Below are 17,957 nucleotides of genomic sequence, written 5' to 3' on the forward strand. Positions count from 1 at the left end.
CGGGCTGCGCCCGTGTTCGCGGGTAAACCCGCTCCCACATACTGCATAAGCCTCAAGCCTGCGCTGTACCTGTGGGAGCGGGTTCACCCGCGAAGAAACCAGCGCGGTACCCGCAGGCTTACTGATGGCGAAGAACAACAACAAGCAACTTCGACACTACCTGAGGACAACAATAATGATCATCTATGGTGTGGCACTGCTGGCGGTCTGCACGCTTGCCGGCGTCGTCGTCGGCGACTTCCTGGGCGTGCTGCTGGGCGTGAAATCCAATGTGGGCGGGGTCGGCATCGCCATGATCCTGCTGATCTGCGCGCGGCTGTACATGCACCGCAATGGCGGTATGAGCAAGGAATGCGAATTTGGCGTGGGCTTCTGGGGTGCCATGTACATTCCGGTAGTGGTGGCCATGGCGGCCCAGCAGAACGTGGTTACCGCCCTGCACGGCGGGCCGGTGGCGTTGCTGGCGGCAGTAGGTGCGGTGCTGGTGTGCGGCGCAACCATTGCCCTGATCAGCCGCAGCCATCGCGGCGAACCATTGCCTGCCCTTGAACCCAACCCCGAAACCCGCACGCAGGCTGCCCCTGCCGGAGGTCGTTGAACATGTGGCCAATTATTGAAAATGCCCTGGAACACAACGGCTTGGTCACCGCATTCGCTGTAGTGGGCGCAATCATGTGGTTGTCGGTTGTACTGTCGAAATACCTTACCTTCGGCCGCGTGCATGGCTCGGCCATCGCCATCGTCATCGGCCTGGTGCTGGCCTGGGTTGGCGGTACCGTGACGGGCGGCCAGAAAGGCCTGGCCGACATGGCGCTGTTCTCCGGTATCGGCCTGATGGGCGGGGCCATGCTGCGCGACTTCGCCATTGTTGCCACGGCGTTCGAAGTACAGGCCACCGAGGCGCGCAAAGCCGGGATGATTGGCTTGGTGGCGCTGTTGCTGGGCACGGTGCTGCCGTTCATTGTCGGCGCGGCGGTGGCTTATGCGTTCGGTTACCGCGATGCGGTGAGCATGACCACCATCGGCGCGGGCGCAGTGACGTATATCGTCGGGCCGGTGACCGGCGCGGCGCTGGGCGCGAGTTCGGATGTGATGGCGTTGTCGATTGCCACCGGGCTGATCAAAGCGATCCTGGTGATGGTGTTTACCCCGGTGTCGGCGCGGTTGCTGGCGCTGGACAACCCGCGCTCGGCGATGGTGTTCGGTGGCTTGGCCGGCACGGTGTCGGGGGTGACGGCTGGGTTGGCGGCAACAGATCGCAGGCTGGTGCCGTATGGGGCGTTGACGGCCACCTTCCATACCGGGTTGGGCTGCTTGATGGGGCCATCGATCCTGTATTTCTGCGTACGAGGCCTGATTGGCTAGCGTTCTTATCCACATGTTTAGTAGCCATCAACTACCAGAATTGACAGTATCTCATAAGGGCAGAACCTGATTTTATAGATATTGGGCGGCGGTGAACTGAAAAAGGCCGAGTGAAGTCAATGCTGATCATAGGGTGGTTTACATGTCACATGAGCCAATGGATGTCACGGATTTACAGAGTGCCTTCGCAGTAGAATTTCGGTTCATCCAATCTTATTTCAATATCCGTTGGGAATGGGTTTTCGAACGAAAAGGCTGGGAGTCTACAGGCGACAATGGCAGCGTCTGGAAACTCCGAAGGCTTGTCGAAAACCATTGGGAAGGTGTGTTCCTGGCATTGGGTTATCCAAGGTTGTCTTATTCCGGTGACGGCACGAACGACGAACTGCAAGTGCGCAGAAATATAGTGGGGGGGATTGTTCGGGTTCAGGCGTCTGAGCACGTGAATTTAGTGGGGCGGGAGGTCAGAAGGGTGGCTCTTGAAGGGCGTGACGGCGGTCTGTCTTTCGACATGAAGGTGCGCGCTGGTCTGCAAGCACATCTGGAGTACAGCGCTTCGGATGGATACTTGAGGTTGTACTGGGACAACCCGGCAGAGTTCGAATCATCCAGTGGGCTTGGGGATGTGATAGAAATTCTGAAGGAACATTACAATAGAGAGCGAACGATGTTGCTTCGCAAACTAAAAGAGCCATTTAACAGCACAATGCGCGATGTACGCATCAATATGCAGGCGCTGCCGGATAATAACGCCCAGTATATGATTTTCGGCGTTCTTCCTAAGGCGGGCGCCCAGGCTGTTGTTCCAACGAAATTTCCACTCAGCACGGTGTCTCACGTCGTGCTTGGGTTCAATGATACTGTATTTACCAACCTGCGTGCTGGACGGCAACCTGTCGACAAAAACTGGGTGATCAGCCTCTTCCTGCCCGACGATGCCTGGCGGTGCATGAGTGGCCCTGAGAAGTATGCGGAGAATTTTTATAGTTGTGATTATGTTACTAATAACCCCTCGAAGGTAGCGTCCGAGTCCGCAGCGCCTTCGGCTGAACTACAGATCACTCCCCTCTCGCAAGTGTTTGCTGTGGGAGCTCAGCGCATTTTGCTGACACTTGCACCTGCTGCTGCCAATGCACAATGGGTACTTGAGGGGGAGGCACGTGGACTACTTGAGAAGGAGGGCGCCGATTATTATTACAAGGCGCCTCTGCAGATCGAACCTGAAGCTGTTTTCAACAACAATACTGAGCTATTGATTGCGCCAGCCTATCGAGCAAATTTGCAAAGCCCTGTGAGGGTCGACAAAGTCAAGGCAACAGTGGGGAGCAGTGTTGCGTATTCAACGTTCGTCACGCACATCGTGCCCCCCACTCATATTATCAGGGTCGCGAAGTCTGGCGTGCAATTGAAGCTGTCACTCTGGTATTACAACGGCAGAGAAAAAAAGGAGTTGCAAGTGCCTGAAGGTAATATCACCTGGAGGGTGGTGGCCGGCGATGGCAGGGTGTCCGACGAGGGGATTTTCACACCGGGTTCAGAGCCCTGTAATACGGTCGTGGGGATTGATGAGCGGAATCAGGATGAGTGGCGTTGGGGGGCGACGATTTTGCCGTATCCGCTTATGCATGCTGATGAGGTCGTGAGTCTCATCCAAGGCTGAGTCACCCTTGCGCCACGGTTATTAGGGTTAGGCAATGGCACGTGCCTGCTACCCCCCTCATTCGGGGAAAACCCCTGGGGCATCCTCCCCGACCTGTTCTGGTTTGTAACGTAAGTATCTGAAAAATAAAATTATAATATTCTGGCATACACTTTGCTGCTGCATCCTCCAGACTCCCCGTGCCCCGGAGGTGCAGCATGTCTATGCCACGCAAAGGCCCCCTTCTGTCATCACTCGTTCTGGCCCTGTTGGGCTGGGAATCGACCAGCGAGGCGGCCGTGCAGTGCCAGCGCACCTTGGTCGCCAACGTGGTGGCACTCGACCAGCCACTGATGTTCAACCGCCTTGGCGCGCAAAACGCCAATGGCATGCTGTTCGCCCTGCGCGAAGACGTGGTGGACGACAAACAGGTCCCCCTCGGCAAGGGCGGCGCTGCGGTGCCGGGCAAAGTCACCTTGCGCCCGGACAAACGCCCACGGCCTATCGTGCTGCGCGTGGCTGCAGGTGACTGCCTGACCGTCAACCTGACCAACTTGCTCGCCTACCAGGCCAACCCCAACAAGCACGGCATCGACCACGAAGAGAACGAAGCCGAAGGCGAAGAGGAAGGGCCGGAGAACGAGATCGAGAATGAAGGCGGTGAGGATTTCGTCGCCGATGAACAGGTGACTGACCGGCATGTCGGCTTCCAGGTGAACGGCATGCAAGCCGTCAACAGTATCGGGGACATCGCCGCCAACACTGGCCGTAATGGCAACTTTCTGGTGTCGCCGGGCAATACGCGCAGCTACACCCTGTATGCCGAACGTGAAGGCGCCTTCGCCGCAACCAGCCAAGGCGCAACCTTCGGTGGCCAGGGCGGGGCGGGCAACGTCGCCAATGGCCTGTTTGGCCAGGTGGTGGTTGTCCCCAAAGGTGGGCGAACCTTCCGCAACACCCTGACCGAAGAAGAGATGCGCCTGGCCACCACCGGGCGTACCGCTACCGGCCAACCGGTCATCGATTACCAGGCCCGCTACCCGCAGACCCAACCGTGGCTCAGCGAAGGCAGGGCCGGCAAACCGATTATTGCCATGGTCGACGGCAATGAAATTCTCAACAGCGAAACCGACGCGATCGTCATGGGGCCCAACCCGGACGGCAGCTTCCCGCGCTCGACCTACCCGCTGGAAAGCGTCAACAAACGCAACCCAGCATTGCCCAACCGCCTGGAAGCATTCCGCGATTTCGCCTCGCAGTTCGCCGATGAAGTGGCTGCCACCCAGGCCTTCCCGGGTTACTGGGCGGACCCGGTGATGGGCCATGTGCTGGAGCCGACCCGCGATTCGTTCATGATCAACTATGGCTCTGGCGGCATGGGCGCTGAAGTGGTCGCCAACCGCCTGGGTGTGGGGCCGATGCATGATTGCCTGTCGTGCGCTTACGAGGAGTTCTTCCTCAGTGCACACACCGTGGGCGATATCGGCACTTTGGTGGACGTGCCGGCCAACGTCGGCCTGGAAAACATCCGCCCTGGCCAGACGCCGCCGGCCAGCGCGGTGGGGGTCAAGGCCAACATGGCCCTGTACCCGGCCGAGCCTGCCAACGTGCACCACAGCTACATTGGCGATTTCACCAAGTTCCGCAACACCCACAATGGTCATGAACAGCACATTTTCCACCTGCATGGCCACCAGTGGCTGTTCAACCCCAACGACGACAACTCCGACTACATCGACGCCCAGGGCATTGGCCCGGGTATCGGTTACACCTACGAGATCGCCAATGGCGGTTCGGGCAACCGTAACCGCGTGGCGGGCGATGCCATCTACCACTGCCACTTCTACCCGCACTTCGCCCAGGGCATGTGGGCCATGTGGCGGGTACACGATGTGTTCGAGGAAGGCACCCGGCTGGAAGTGAGCGGGCAGGGCGAGAATGGTTTCCACAGCACGCCGTTTGCGCTGCGCAGCGGCAAGCCGGCGGCTGGCGCCCGGGCGTTGCCTGATGGCGAAATCGTTGCGGGCACGCCGATCCCGGCCATTGTGCCGCTGCCTGGCAAAGCCATGGCGCCGATGCCTGGCAAGGTCGTGGTAGTACCCAAACTCTCTGAAGAACTGGTCGCCGCCAACGACGATGACAACGAGGCCGAGAATGAAGGCGATGACGACCACCCCAACCAGCCGCCGGTGCGCAAAGCCGTCGGCTCGCTGGCGCTGGTCGACCGCACCGATGCCAACCGCAACGCCGATGGCACTCTGAAAAACCCAGGTTACCCGTTCTGGATCGGCGGCATGGAAAGCAGCGTCGGCAACCGCCCGCCAACCCCGCCACTGGACATGCTCGACCCGGCCTTGGCCCGGCAGCTGAAAGACAGCGGCAAGGCCCTGTGGGCCAACCTCGACGCCAACCAGGTCGATGGCTGGGATGGCGGCCTGGGCCGCCATGCGCTGGACGGTGTATCCGCAGGTGGCGAGGCCGTGACCACCACCACCAAGCTGGACTTCTCCAAGGTGGTGCACAAGGCCAAGCCTATCTACCTGCCTGAAGAAGGTACTGATGTAGAGCAGGCTGCCATGCAGTTCCACGCCAAGGCCGAGCACGCCAGCTTCGCCCTGATCCCCGGCAGCCAGCCGGTGGCCAAGGCGTTCCGCACCAACGGCGCCTTGCCCACTGCCGGCGCGCCGTTCTACGAGCCCTGCATGGATGACCGTGGCAAGCGCCTGACGCAAACCTCGGGGGTAGGCGAGTTTGCGAGCGGTGAGAGCCTGACCGGCATGAACTTCCGTGGTTCGTCCACCTTCACTGCCGACCGCCCGCGCATCTACAAAGGTGCCAACATCCAGTTTGACGCGGTGTACAACAAGGTCGGCTACCACTTCCCGCAGGCGCGTATCCTGGCGCTGTGGGAAGACGCCTGGCCAGTCATCACCAAGCAGCGCCCGCCAGAGCCACTGGTGATGCGCATGAACACCTTTGACTGCACCATGTACACCCACACCAACCTGATCCCGTCGTATTACGAAATGGACGACTACCAGGTGCGTACCCCGACCGACGTGATCGGCCAGCACATCCACCTGCCCAAGTGGGACCTGACTGCTGCCGACGGCTCGGCCAACGGCTGGAACTATGAAGACGGGGTGCTCTCGCCCGGCAGCGTGGTGGAGCGTGTGCATGCCATCCGCTCTTACAACGGCTGCACCGAGGGCGACAGCCGCGATGGCACTGCCGCTTGCCCGAGAGCCAAGCAACACCCGTACTTTGGCCGCTTTGGCCGGGCCGACTGGCTGGGTGCGCGCACCGCCATGCAACGCTGGTTCGCTGACCCGCTGGTGAACGTGAACAACGTTGACCGTGGCCTGGGCACCATCTTCACCCACGACCACCTCGGCCCATCGACCCATCAGCAACTCGGGCTGTATGCAACCGTGCTGGCAGAACCTGCCGGCTCTACCTGGTACCACGCCGAAACCGGCGAGCAGCTGTATAACCCGGCCACCCGCCAGGACGGCGGGCCCACCTCGTGGCAAGCGGTGATCAAGACGGGCGACCACGATGGCGATGGCAAGAACGACAGCTACCGTGAGTTCTTCCTGGAGTACAGCGACTTCCAGCATGCCTATGAAGCGGGTGTGTATGTGGGCGCAGGGCCTGACGGCATCCCCAATGGCCAGTCCTACCCGGCCACGGGCGACAGCTTCCGCTACGCGATCAACCCTCCGGTACGGCAGAAAGCTTCCAACCTGCTTGAGTCGGTGGTCGAGTCGCGCGGTGGCCTGGCCCCTGGCTGCCCAAGCCGGCCTTGCCCACAGGCGATTTCGGTGGATGACCCGGGCATGTTCGTCGTCAACTACCGCAACGAGCCGCTGGCCCTGCGGGTATTCGACCCGAACAAGGTCGGCCCCGATGGCAAGCGCGGCATGCAGGCTGACGGCCTGGCCGGTGACTTGAGCTATGCCCTGCAGAGCCGCACCGACCGTGCGATCCCGGCCATGAACATGGCGCCTTCGGCGATTACCTCGGCGGTTGGGCCTACCGGCGGGACTACACAGTTCCCACCCCACATCAACAAGGCCGGCAGCGAGCCGGGTGACCCGTTCACGCCCATGCTGCGCACCTACTCTGGCGACAACGTACGCCTGCGCCTGCACGCCGGTGGCCACGAAGAGGAACACAACGTGACCCTGCACGGCGTCAAGTGGCTGCAGAACGGTTCGGGCTTCGGTAACAGCTCCAACTCGGGCTGGAAGGCCTCGCAGATGATCGGTATTTCCGAACAGATGGGCTTCATGGCACCGGTGTCGATGATTTCCAGTTCTGCTGCCACCAATGGTGATTACCTGTACTCCATGGACGCAGCCCTGGAAGGCTACTGGAACGGTATCTGGGGGGTGATGCGCAACTACACCGCACAACGCGCCGACCTGTTCCCGCTGCCGAACAACACGCAACCTGTGGCCATGCGCAATACCGTGAACTTTGACGGCATCTGCCCGAAAACCACGGCCAACCCCAACGGCATCGGTACCCGCACCACGGTCAAACGCAGCTACGAAATTGTCGCGGCGCTGGCCAACGACATTCTGGAGAACCGCAACGGTGTCAGCATCAATGACCCGGCCGGTGTCGGCCAGCATGTCGGCGGGCCGCTGAAGGCCAGTGGCGGTACCCTGGTGTTCAACAGCCGCAAGACCAGCATCCCGCAGGTGACGGTGGTCGATGAAGAAGACGGCACCACCTTCACCGTGGGTGGCCACAGCGCGCCACTGCATGACCCGACCGCCGTGCTGTACGTACGCAAGGCCGACCTGGACGCCACCACCGGCAAGCTCAAGGCCGGGGTACCGGTGGAGCCGCTGGTGCTGCGCGCCAATGCTGGCGACTGCATCAGCATCACCCTGGAGAACCGCCTGCCACAGGTCATGCCCGACCTGCCAAGCACTGCAGTGATGCAGAACGTGGTCAAGCGTGACCGCTTCGACAGCGAAGGCTCCACCGCCTTCAACAACAACCTGATGCGGCCGTCCAGCCATGTGGGCCTGCATGCCCAGCTGCTGGCGTACGACATCACCAAGTCCGACGGTGCCAACGTGGGTGCCAACCCGGTGCAAACCGTGCCACCCCGGGTGGGCAACAGCGGTGCCTACCCAAGCCGGGTGTACCAGTATTACGCCGGCCACCTGGAGCGGGAGGGCAAACCGATACTGCAACTGGGCCGCACGGTGGACAACATCAACACCACGGCAATCGAGTTCGGTGGCCTGAACCTGACGCCGTCGGACTTCATCAAGCAGCCACAAAAAGGCCTGGTGGGGGGCATGAGCATCCTGCCACAGACCGCGACCTGGACCGAGGACACCGCCAGCCGGGCCCAGGCCACGGTCAAGGTGACAGGCCAACCCGATTACCGCGACCTGGTAACGGTGTGGCAGCGCTCGATGAACATGCGCTGGGCTGACGGCCGCCCGGTCGAAGGCATCGCCACCGAAGGCAATGGCGTGCCGGGGGACCCGAAAGACAACGGCAACATGGCCATGAACTACAAGACCGAACCGCTGTGGTTGCGCTTTGGCCTCGCGCCGGATGCACCCTTCGGGCATGCCGATGGCTTTGGCTTGGCCGATGTGCCCAACGCGCACATGGCCTACAGCAACGCCCTGGTCGGCGGCGACCCGCAAACCCCGGTGCTGTATGCCAAGCCCGGCCAGCCGGTGCGCAGCCATGTACTGATGCCCAGCGGTGGCAGCCGCGGCATCACCTACCAGCTGGACGGCCACCTGTGGCCATTGCACAACTACCAGGCCGAGAAGAGTGACGTGGACGGCTACCCGATGAACCAGCCTGGTATCGGTTCGGTGCGCTTCGGCTACAACCCGATGGCCATGTACATCGGTGCACAAGAGAGCGTGCTGCCTGCGGCGCACTTCAGCTTCATGCTGCCGAGTGCCGGCGGTGCCAACGCGGTGGCGGGTGACTACCTGTTCCGCGACTACGCCGCCTACGGCAACCTCTCGGGGCTGTGGGGGATTCTGCGGGTGACCAACGAAGCGCCGCCGGCAACGGCCCCGGCGCAGTGATAGAAGGGGAGCGCGAGCATGAACAAAAAGACTCGCCCTGCTTACTTGGGGGTATTGCTGGGAGTGGCGCTGATCGGCCTGGGCGTGGCGTATGAAAAGCTCTGGTGCGATCCCCGCGAGCTGTTGCAGGAGCCTGCCGACCCGCAGGCCCTGCACCGGCTCAGCCGGGACGGCGTGACCGTGGAGTTCGAGGCCCGGCCGCTGGCCGGGGGCGAGCTGAAGGAAGGCGCCTTCGCCAACATCCGCTTCAAGGTCAGCGACCAGACCAGTGGCCAGCCGCTGTCGGGCATGGCCCCGGGGGCGTGGATCGACCCGGCGCAGTCAGCCCCGCTGGGCGAGCGCGCGCAAAGCTGCAAGGCGCGGGTCGCGCTGTTTCTCAAAAGCAGCATCGGTGCCCGACCGCTGCTCGACCTGAACAGCTACTTCCTGTTGATGCTCAACAACGACGCCAGCCTGACGGTGATCGACCCGACCGTCTCGGTGGGTGGCGTGACCAGCACCATGGCTCGCATCGACCTGCCTGGGCGGCCTATGGACTGGGTGGCCACCAGCGATGACAAGCAGGTGTTCGTGTCTATCCCGGAGCGCGGCAAGGTGGCGGTAATCGATACCGAAACCTTCTCTCGCGTGGCCGATCTGGACGCCGGCGACCAGCCGCTGCGCGTGGCCCTGCAACCCGACCAGCATCGGCTGTGGGTGGGCAACAACAGCAGCGACCCGGCCAAGGGTGGGGTAACGGTAATTGACGTGCCAGGGCGTACTACCCTGAAAAGCTTCAACACCGGCACCGGTCACCACGAAATCGCCTTTAGCGCCGACTCGCGTTTTGCCTACGTCAGCAACCGCGACAGCGGCACCCTCAGCGTGATTGATATCCCGGAAATGCGCCTGGCCAAAACCATCAAGGTTGGCCCCCACCCGCTGTCGGTCAGCTACTCGGCGCTGTCCCAGGCCGTTTACGTGGTGGATGGCGAGGAGGGCAGTGTGAGGGTGTTCGATGCCCGCAGCCATGAACTGCGCCACACGGTCAAAGCCGAGCAGGGGCTGGGGCCGATGCGCTTCAGCAGTGATGGCCGCTACGGCGTGGTGCTCAACACCCTTGAGAACCAGGCCCTGGTGATCGATGCCAGTACCGACAAGCTGATCCACCACGTTCCGGTGGCGGCCGAACCCTACCAACTGACCTTTACCAAGGGCTATGCCTATGTGCGCGGCCTGGCTTCGCCGAAAGTGACCATGATCAACCTGTCCAGCCTGGGCGAAGGGCGCACGCCGATCGTCCAGGCTTTCGAGGCCGGCCCGGCAGCGCCACGCCAGGCCGGTGACCTGCCATTGGCACAGGGGTTGTCGGTGTCGCGCGATGACAATTCGGTTTTCGTGGTCAACCCGGTGGACAACACCACCTACTTCTATGCCGAGGGCATGAATGCGCCGATGTCCGGCTACAACAACCGTGGCCACCAGGCCCGCGCCGCCATCGTCGTCGACCGCAGCCTGCGCGAAGTGGCGCCCGGGGTGTACGGCTCGACGGTGAAGCTGCCCGCCGCCGGCAAGTTTGATGTGGCCTTCCTGCTCAACCAGCCGCAGATCATCCACTGCTTCAGCGCCGAAGTGGCCGAAGCGCCCAATGCCAGCAAGCACAAGGCCGCCCATGCCGAGTTCATCGGCCTGGACCAACCTATGCCGCAGCACAGCGCCATTACCGCACGCGTGCGTATCGTCGGCGACGACGGCCAGCCCCGGCTGGGCCTGAACGACCTGAGCCTGCGCTACTTCCTGGCGCCGTCGTCGATGCCGCGCAACCTGCAGTTGCAGGAGGTGGGTGAGGGCGTCTATCAGGCGGCGCTGACACTGCCCGAGGCCGGCGCCTGGTACCTGCATGTGCAGTCGCCATCGCTGGGCCGCAAGTTTGCCGAAGAGAACTACACCAGCCTGCGCGTCCTGCCGGCCGCCGCCACCAATGCTTCCCAGGCTGACATGAGGAGTGTGCGATGAATGCCAAGCATTCTTTACAACTGCTGGCCCTGAGCCTGGCACTCGCCAGCAACCTGGCCATGGCCCACGCCGGCCACGATCACAAAGGCCACGCCGAGCAGCCGCCAGCGGCGCACCAGGAGAAGACCAGTGTGCGTTTTGCCGACGTTTCCCTGCTGAACCAGGACGGCATGCCGGTACGCCTGGAGAACGACCTGGTCGGTGACCACCTGGTGGTCATGGGATTCATCTATACCAGCTGCACCACGGTGTGCCCGGTGGTGTCGTCGATCATGGGCAAGGTCCAGCAGCAGCTGGGTGGCCGGGTAGGCGAAGAGATTCATATGGTGTCGATCAGCGTCGACCCGCAGCGTGACGATGCCAAGCGCCTGCAAGACTACGCCAAGGCCTTCCAGAAGGGGCCGGGCTGGAGCTGGCTGACCGGTACCCCCTATGCAATTACTGAAACCCTCAAGGGCCTGGGCAGCTTCAGCGCCGACCTCAGCCAGCACCCGCCGCTGATTCTGGTGGGTGACGGGCGCAGCGGGCACTGGACGCGGTATTACGGCTTCACCGACCCAACGGTACTGATCGAAGAAATCAACCGTCTCAGCGCCCGCCGGGTGCACGCCAAAAGCACGGCCATTGCCGACCACCATGAGGTGCAACCATGAGCTCTGTAACCTCCCGCCGCGGCGGCATGCGCGGTTTCGACTGGCTGGTGCTGGGCGGCTGCCTGTGGATTCTTGCCTCGGTGGCGTTCGCCCACGAAGGCCATGTGGAGCAGGCGCCCCAGCCACAGCCCGCCCCCCAGGCGATGACCAGTGGCAGCGGTACACGCGATGCCCAGAGCTGGTTCACCGATACCGTACTGAAAGACCAGAACGGCCGCGAGCTGCGGTTTTACAGTGATGTGCTGAAGGACAAGGTGGTGATGCTTAACGTTATCTTTACCCACTGCACCGACGCCTGCCCGCTGATCACCCGCAAGCTGCGTGAAGTGCGCGAGGCCATGGGGCCGCAACTGGCCAGCCAGGTCACCTTCGTGTCGATCAGCAGCGACCCGCTCAACGACACCCCCGAGGTGCTCAAGGCGTTTGCCGGCAAGCAGGGGGTGGATGGGCCGAACTGGCTGTTCCTGACCGGTGACAAGGCCAATGTCGACCTGGTACTCGGCCGCATAGGCCAGTTCCTGCCCAGCCCCGAGCAGCACTCCACGCAGCTGATTGCTGGCGATGTGGCGGGCAAACGCTGGAGCAAGATCCGCCCGGATGCGCCAGCCGTGGCCATCGCCCAGCGCATGCAACTGCTGACCCAGCCTTTGGCAGGCCGGTGAGTATCATGCGCTCTTTGGCTATCGCGTTAGGCATTGCCATGTGCAGCGGCGCGTTCGCCCTTGACCTCACCGAACATGAGGAGGCTGGCAAACGCCTCTATCGCGAGGGCGTATCGAGCAGCGATGCACAACTGCAGGCCCGGGTCGGCCCCAGCGACATGACCGTCCCCGCCAGCGTGCTGCCCTGCGCCAGTTGCCACGGCAACGACGGCCGTGGCCGCGCCGAAGGCGGCGTACGCCCGCCCAATCTTGACTGGCAACGGCTGGCACAAGGCCTTGGCGCACGCGAAGCCAACGGCCGCAGCTACCCGGCCTATACCGATCGCAGCCTGGCCCGGGCCATCCAGCATGGCGTAGACCCGGCTGGCAATCGCCTGGACCCGGCTATGCCGCGCTTCGAGCTGACCATGGCCGACCAGCGCAACCTCACTGCCTACCTCAAACGCCTGGCAGATGAGCGCGACCCCGGTATTGAGGAGGGCGTACTGCGCCTGGGCACCTTGCTGCCTGCTTCCGGCCCGCTGGCCGAAGCCGGCCAGGTGGTGCGTGCGGTGCTGGAGGACGGGGTGGCGCAACTCAACCAGCAAGGCGGCATTCACGGGCGGCGGGTGGAGCTGGTTGTGCTGGATCCAGGTTTCGACCCGGCCAGCGCCGAGCAAGCCTTGCAGCAGTTGCTGGAGCAGGAGCGCGTGTTCGCCCTGATCTCGCCCCTGGCGCCGATGCTCGACCCACGCCTGGCCACCTTGCTGGCACCGCAGAATGTGCCGCTGATCGGCAGTACGCCGCGCAGCGGCGGCAGCGCGCAGATATTCGACCCACTGCCCGGTTTGCCTACGCAATTGCTGAGCCTGGCTGGCCACGCCCGTGCCGGGTTGGGCCTGGCACCGGGCGACTTGCGCGTGGTGTACGCCGGCAACGAGCAGGCAGCGGCGGCCGAGCAGGTACGCGAGCGCCTGCTACAGCAAGGCTGGGCGCCTCCCGCCATTGAGGCCTTCGACGGCCAGGCCGTGGACGGGCAGGGCATCGTCTTCCTCGGCCGTGCCCAGGCCTTTGCCGAGCTGGCGACGGCGTTGCAGGCGGCGGGCCGTCAGCCGTACCTGTTCGCGGCTTCCAGCCAGGTGGCCGGCGCCGTGGCGCGCCTGCCCGAGCAATGGTCGCAACGGGTGTTCCTGGCTTACCCCTATGTACCCGAAGACTGGACCCAACAAGGGCTGGCCACCCTCGCCGGGCTGCAGCAGCGCCAGGGCCTGGACCCACGCCAGGCGTCGTTGCAGGTCAATACCCTGTGCGCCTTGCGCCTGCTGAGCGAGGCGCTCAAGCAGATTGGCCGTGACGCCAGCCGCGAGCAACTGATTGGCGCCCTGGAAGGCCTGCACGATGTGGCTACCGGCCTGACCCCGGCACTGGGCTTCGGCCCCGGTCGCCGCCAAGGAATGGCCGGCGCCCATGTGGTGGCAGTGGCCCTGCCCGGGCCGCGCTTCACCGCCGTCACCCCTTACCGGCCAGTGCCGGACAGCCCTTGAGCGGAGGTTGCGATGCGTATTGTATTGCTGTGCCTGTTGCTGGTAATGGCCAAGGCGAGCTTGGCCGATGTACCTGCTGCACGGGTCAATGGGGTGGAGATCGGGTTGATGCGCCTGGAGCGCTACTTCAGCGAATACCTGGGCGCCCAGGGCCGCGCGGTGACCAGCATTCGCAATCCGGGCCTGTACAAACGCCTGCGCAGTCGGGCCCTGGACGAACTGATCGACAAGGAACTCCTGTGGCAGGAGGCGCGGCGCCAAGGCATCGCCATCAGCGACGAACAGGTGTCGACGCATGTCGGCGAGGTAGAAACCGCTTTTGGCAGCCCGGCAATTTTCGAGCGGCGTCTGGCGGAGGCGGGCTTTGATAGGGCACAGTACACTGAGTACACCCGGCAAGACATGGCGGCCCAGCAGGTGTACGCCCGGCTTAGCGCAGTCGACGCGCCGAGCCAGGCCGACGTGCAGGCATTCTATGATGCCAACCGCGAAAGACTGCAAGGAGCGCAGAACCAAAGTGATAACCCTTCGGTCATACACGCACAGGGCCTGGATTTGGCCAGGGCCTCGCTCATCGGTGAGCGGCAGGCGCAGGCGCGCCAGTCCGTGCGCCAACGTTTGCGTGAATCCGCTACAGTGGAGATCGCTGACTGAGGCCGCTGATGACGTTTCCCCCAATGCTGGGGAATTAAGGTTTGGCAATGTGCCATCATTTCCCCCGCTTGTGGGGAAGCGGGCGGGTGTGCCTACCCGCCGCGTTTCGGGTGCTGGCCGGCACTCTTTGCAAATCAATGACTTAAAGCGGTGCAACATGACTATTCACGCCTGGCACGAAGCCTGCTCAAGCCTGTACAAGGGCGCACTTCGCAGACCGGGTAACCGGGCAGTTCTTGGGAGTCGACCTTGGTGAACAGAGTATTGGTAGTCGATGACGAACAGACCCTTGCGCAGAACCTGCAAGCTTACCTGCAGGCGCAAGGCCTGGAAGTTCATGTTGCCCACGACGGTGCCAGTGGTATCGAGCAGGCTGAACGCCTGGCACCACAAGTCATCGTGCTGGATTACCGCTTGCCCGACATGGAAGGTTTTCAGGTTCTGGAGGCTGTACGCAAGAACAGGCAGTGCCACTTCATGCTGATCACCGCCCACCCCACCGTCGAGGTGCGTGAGCGGGCCGCCGAGCTGGGTGTGAGCCATGTCCTGTTCAAGCCGTTCCCACTGGTGGAACTGGCCCGTGCAATCTTCGACCTGATGGGCATCGAGCGCCGGCGCAGGGCCACGGACAACCCGGCTGAAGGGTTCGTCGAACGACGCCAGAACAGGAACCAATCGTTCCCCCTGCAGTTGTACGATGGAAGCTGGGTGTTGGCTGACCGCCGCCGTAATGGCGCCAAGCCCCCAGGGCCCGACGACGATCAACTGCTTACAGGGGAATAGCGGCGCCCGCACCCCTGGCTGAGCCAGCCTGCGACGCGCCCCCTGAGCGGAGTCGCAGGCCATGCCAGAAGCATTCGATGCAACCCGGGATCTGCTACAGCCTGCAACGGCCCAATCGCGAGCAAGCTCGTTCCTACAGGATTGCGCTGAACCTGTGGGAGCGGGCATGCCCGCGAAGAATCCGGCACCGTTCTCAGCCTACCCCCGCGATCTCCTTGCCCAGGCCCGCCTGCAAGCCAGCGACGAGCGCCTGCTCAACTGCCTCGAACGCCTGGCCTGCGACACCCCCGACACCTTCACCCATCGTCTGGGCCTGACCCTGCATTACCCGGTACTGGACAGCCACACCCTGCTGGCCAGCACTCCCCGCTTCGACAAGGTCAGCCTGGCCCAGTGCCTGAAGCGCGAATTCGTGCTGATCGAGCAGGGCGGCCAACTGCTGGGCGTGTTCGCCGACCCCTTCGACCACGCCCGCCTGGCCTGGATCGACGATGTGCTGCAAGGCGCACCGTTGTACCTGGCCCACGCCGCCGAGCTGGGCACCTTCCTGGCCCGCCACGAAGAAAGCTTCCACGCCGTCGACGCCCTTGACCACGATACCGAGGCCAGCAGCGAAGGCGACCCGCTGCAACGCCTGTCGCTGGCCAGCATCAGCGAAGACCAGAGCCGCGTGGTCAAGCTGGTCAACTCCACCCTGTACGACGCCCTTAAACTGCACGCCAGCGACATCCACCTGGGCATGACCGGCCAGGGCCTGACCATCAAGTACCGCATCGACGGTGTACTCAACGGCGCCGGCAAGGCCAGCGGCAGTGCCTTTGCCGACCAGGTGATCTCGCGCATCAAGGTCATGGCCGAGCTGGACATCGGCGAAAAGCGCGTACCTCAGGATGGCCGCTTCAAGGTTGCCGTGGGCGACCGCCAGATCGACTTCCGTGTATCGATCATGCCCAGCATCTTTGGCGAAGACGCCGTGCTGCGGGTGCTCGACAAGCAGGACTTGTCCGACCGGGTCAGCGGCGTGCAGTTGCAAGCGCTGGGCTTTGCCGACGAGACCCTGCGCGCGCTGCGCCGGCTGGCCGCCGAACCCTACGGCATGATCCTGGTCACCGGCCCCACCGGCAGCGGCAAGACCACCACCCTGTACGCCATGATCAGCGAGATCAACCATGGCGTGGACAAGATCATCACCATCGAAGACCCGGTCGAGTACCAGTTGCCCGGTGTGTTGCAGATCCCGGTGAACGAGAAGAAAGGCCTGACCTTTGCCCGCGGCCTGCGCTCGATCCTGCGCCACGACCCGGACAAGATCCTGGTCGGTGAAATCCGCGACCCGGACACGGCGCAAATTGCCGTGCAGTCGGCGCTTACCGGTCACCTGGTGTTCACCACCATCCACGCCAACAACGTGTTCGACGTAATCGGCCGCTTCAGCCAGATGCAGGTCGACCCCTACAGCTTCGTTTCCGCACTGAACGCAGTGCTGGCCCAGCGCCTGATCCGCCTGGCGTGCCCGCATTGCTCCAGCCCCTGCGAAGTGGATGACGACACCCTGTATGGCTCGGGCCTGACCCGTGAAGGCGTGGCCGGCTGGAAGTTCGTTCGCGTGCAGGGCTGCGGCCAGTGCCGTGGCAGTGGCTTTCGTGGCCGCAGCGCGATCGCTGAACTGCTGCACCTGGACGACGACTTGCGGCAGATGATCGTCGAGCGCCGCCCCCTGTCGCAAATCAAGACGCTCGCCTGCCAGCGCGGCCTGCGCTTGCTGCGGGCTTCGGCCCTGGACTTGGTCCGTGATGGCCGCACCACCCTCGAGGAGATCAACCGTGTCACATTCATCTGATCGTTTCTGCGCCGTGCTTGGCGCCGAGGGTGTCGGCCTGGGTCGCTGGCACAACAACCACCATCAATGGCTTGGCAGCCACGAATTTTCCTGCGACGCCGCCCAACCTGCCTGGGAAGCCGCCGTCGATGCGCTGGCCACGCTGCTGGCCCAGCATGCCTCGCGGGGCGCCCAGTTGCGCGTGCTGTTGTCGGCCCGCTACAGCCGCTTCTGCCTGGTGCCCTGGAGCGATGCCATCGGCCACCCACGCGAGCTGGACGCCTACGCCCGGGCCTGCTTCGAAAACCTCTACGGGCAGCCGCTGGACGACTGGCGCATCGTGCTGTCGCCCGAGCCTGCCGGTGCCGCCCGCATCGCCACGGCGCTGCCTGAAGCCCTGCTGCAACGGTTGCAGGCACTGGGCCGGGAAAGCCGCCTGAGCTTGCGCTCGGTGCAACCGTACCTGATGGCCGCGTACAACCGCTGCTCGCCACAGCTGGAGCAGGGCGACTTCCTGTTCGTGCTGGCCGAGCCACGCCGCAGCGTACTGCTGTTGGCCGCCGGCGGCGCCTGGCAGCAAGTGCTGGCGCAAGGTTGCGCCGACAGCGACCAGGCCCTGCAGGCGCTGATCGAGCGCACCTGCGAGCTGTATGGCGAGCACCTGCCACGGGTGTACCTGCATGCCCCGGGCCGGGGTGACGTGCCGCAACTGGCGGCGGTGCAGCTGTGCCAACCGGCCAGCGAAGCCGACCCCCTGTGCGCCATGTGGCGGGCGGTGGCCTGA

General features: G+C 63.5%; 12 protein-coding genes. All 12 read left to right on the top strand.

Annotation, left to right across the window (positions count from 1 at the left end; translation table 11 throughout):
- Nucleotides 1–175: 175 nt before the first annotated feature.
- Nucleotides 176–598, top strand: coding sequence for a malonate transporter subunit MadL (madL, locus tag P0Y58_15335; protein ID WEK28283.1), 423 nt, complete (start codon nucleotides 176–178; stop codon nucleotides 596–598).
- A 2-nt stretch (nucleotides 599–600) separates the two neighbouring features.
- On the top strand, nucleotides 601–1,365 hold the full coding sequence (madM, locus tag P0Y58_15340; protein WEK28284.1) for a malonate transporter subunit MadM: 765 nt from the start codon (nucleotides 601–603) through the stop codon (nucleotides 1,363–1,365).
- Nucleotides 1,366–1,507: 142 nt separating this feature from the next.
- Nucleotides 1,508–3,025 carry a hypothetical protein gene (locus tag P0Y58_15345; protein WEK28285.1) on the top strand — a complete coding sequence of 506 codons (1,518 nt, stop codon included), beginning with the start codon at nucleotides 1,508–1,510 and terminating at the stop codon, nucleotides 3,023–3,025.
- A 197-nt stretch (nucleotides 3,026–3,222) separates the two neighbouring features.
- The gene (gene mnxG / locus P0Y58_15350; protein ID WEK28286.1) at nucleotides 3,223–9,084 is read left to right on the top strand and encodes a manganese-oxidizing multicopper oxidase MnxG; all 5,862 of its coding nucleotides are present in this window, start codon (nucleotides 3,223–3,225) and stop codon (nucleotides 9,082–9,084) included.
- A gap of 18 nt (nucleotides 9,085–9,102) precedes the next feature.
- Entirely contained in the window at nucleotides 9,103–11,079 is a 1,977-nt protein-coding gene (locus P0Y58_15355; GenBank protein WEK28287.1) for a cytochrome D1 domain-containing protein, read from the top strand.
- Nucleotides 11,076–11,732, top strand: coding sequence for an SCO family protein (locus P0Y58_15360; GenBank protein WEK28288.1), 657 nt, complete (start codon nucleotides 11,076–11,078; stop codon nucleotides 11,730–11,732). Before P0Y58_15355 ends, P0Y58_15360 begins: the two co-directional genes overlap by 4 nt.
- Complete coding sequence (locus tag P0Y58_15365) at nucleotides 11,729–12,394, top strand: SCO family protein (GenBank protein WEK28289.1); 666 nt, start codon at nucleotides 11,729–11,731, stop codon at nucleotides 12,392–12,394. Before P0Y58_15360 ends, P0Y58_15365 begins: the two co-directional genes overlap by 4 nt.
- 5 nt (nucleotides 12,395–12,399) lie before the next feature.
- Complete coding sequence (locus P0Y58_15370; protein ID WEK28290.1) at nucleotides 12,400–13,917, top strand: ABC transporter substrate-binding protein; 1,518 nt, start codon at nucleotides 12,400–12,402, stop codon at nucleotides 13,915–13,917.
- A gap of 12 nt (nucleotides 13,918–13,929) precedes the next feature.
- Nucleotides 13,930–14,571: a SurA N-terminal domain-containing protein gene (locus P0Y58_15375; protein WEK28291.1), complete on the top strand. Its 642-nt coding sequence runs from the start codon at nucleotides 13,930–13,932 to the stop codon at nucleotides 14,569–14,571.
- Nucleotides 14,572–14,820: 249 nt separating this feature from the next.
- The gene (locus P0Y58_15380; protein WEK28292.1) at nucleotides 14,821–15,354 is read left to right on the top strand and encodes a response regulator; all 534 of its coding nucleotides are present in this window, start codon (nucleotides 14,821–14,823) and stop codon (nucleotides 15,352–15,354) included.
- A gap of 166 nt (nucleotides 15,355–15,520) precedes the next feature.
- Nucleotides 15,521–17,194, top strand: a complete 1,674-nt coding sequence (locus tag P0Y58_15385; protein ID WEK28293.1) for a GspE/PulE family protein — start codon at nucleotides 15,521–15,523, stop codon at nucleotides 17,192–17,194.
- Nucleotides 17,178–17,957, top strand: a complete 780-nt coding sequence (locus P0Y58_15390; protein ID WEK28294.1) for a hypothetical protein — start codon at nucleotides 17,178–17,180, stop codon at nucleotides 17,955–17,957. Before P0Y58_15385 ends, P0Y58_15390 begins: the two co-directional genes overlap by 17 nt.

The sequence above is a fragment of the Candidatus Pseudomonas phytovorans genome, assembly GCA_029202525.1.
Lineage (GTDB): Bacteria > Pseudomonadota > Gammaproteobacteria > Pseudomonadales > Pseudomonadaceae > Aquipseudomonas > Aquipseudomonas phytovorans.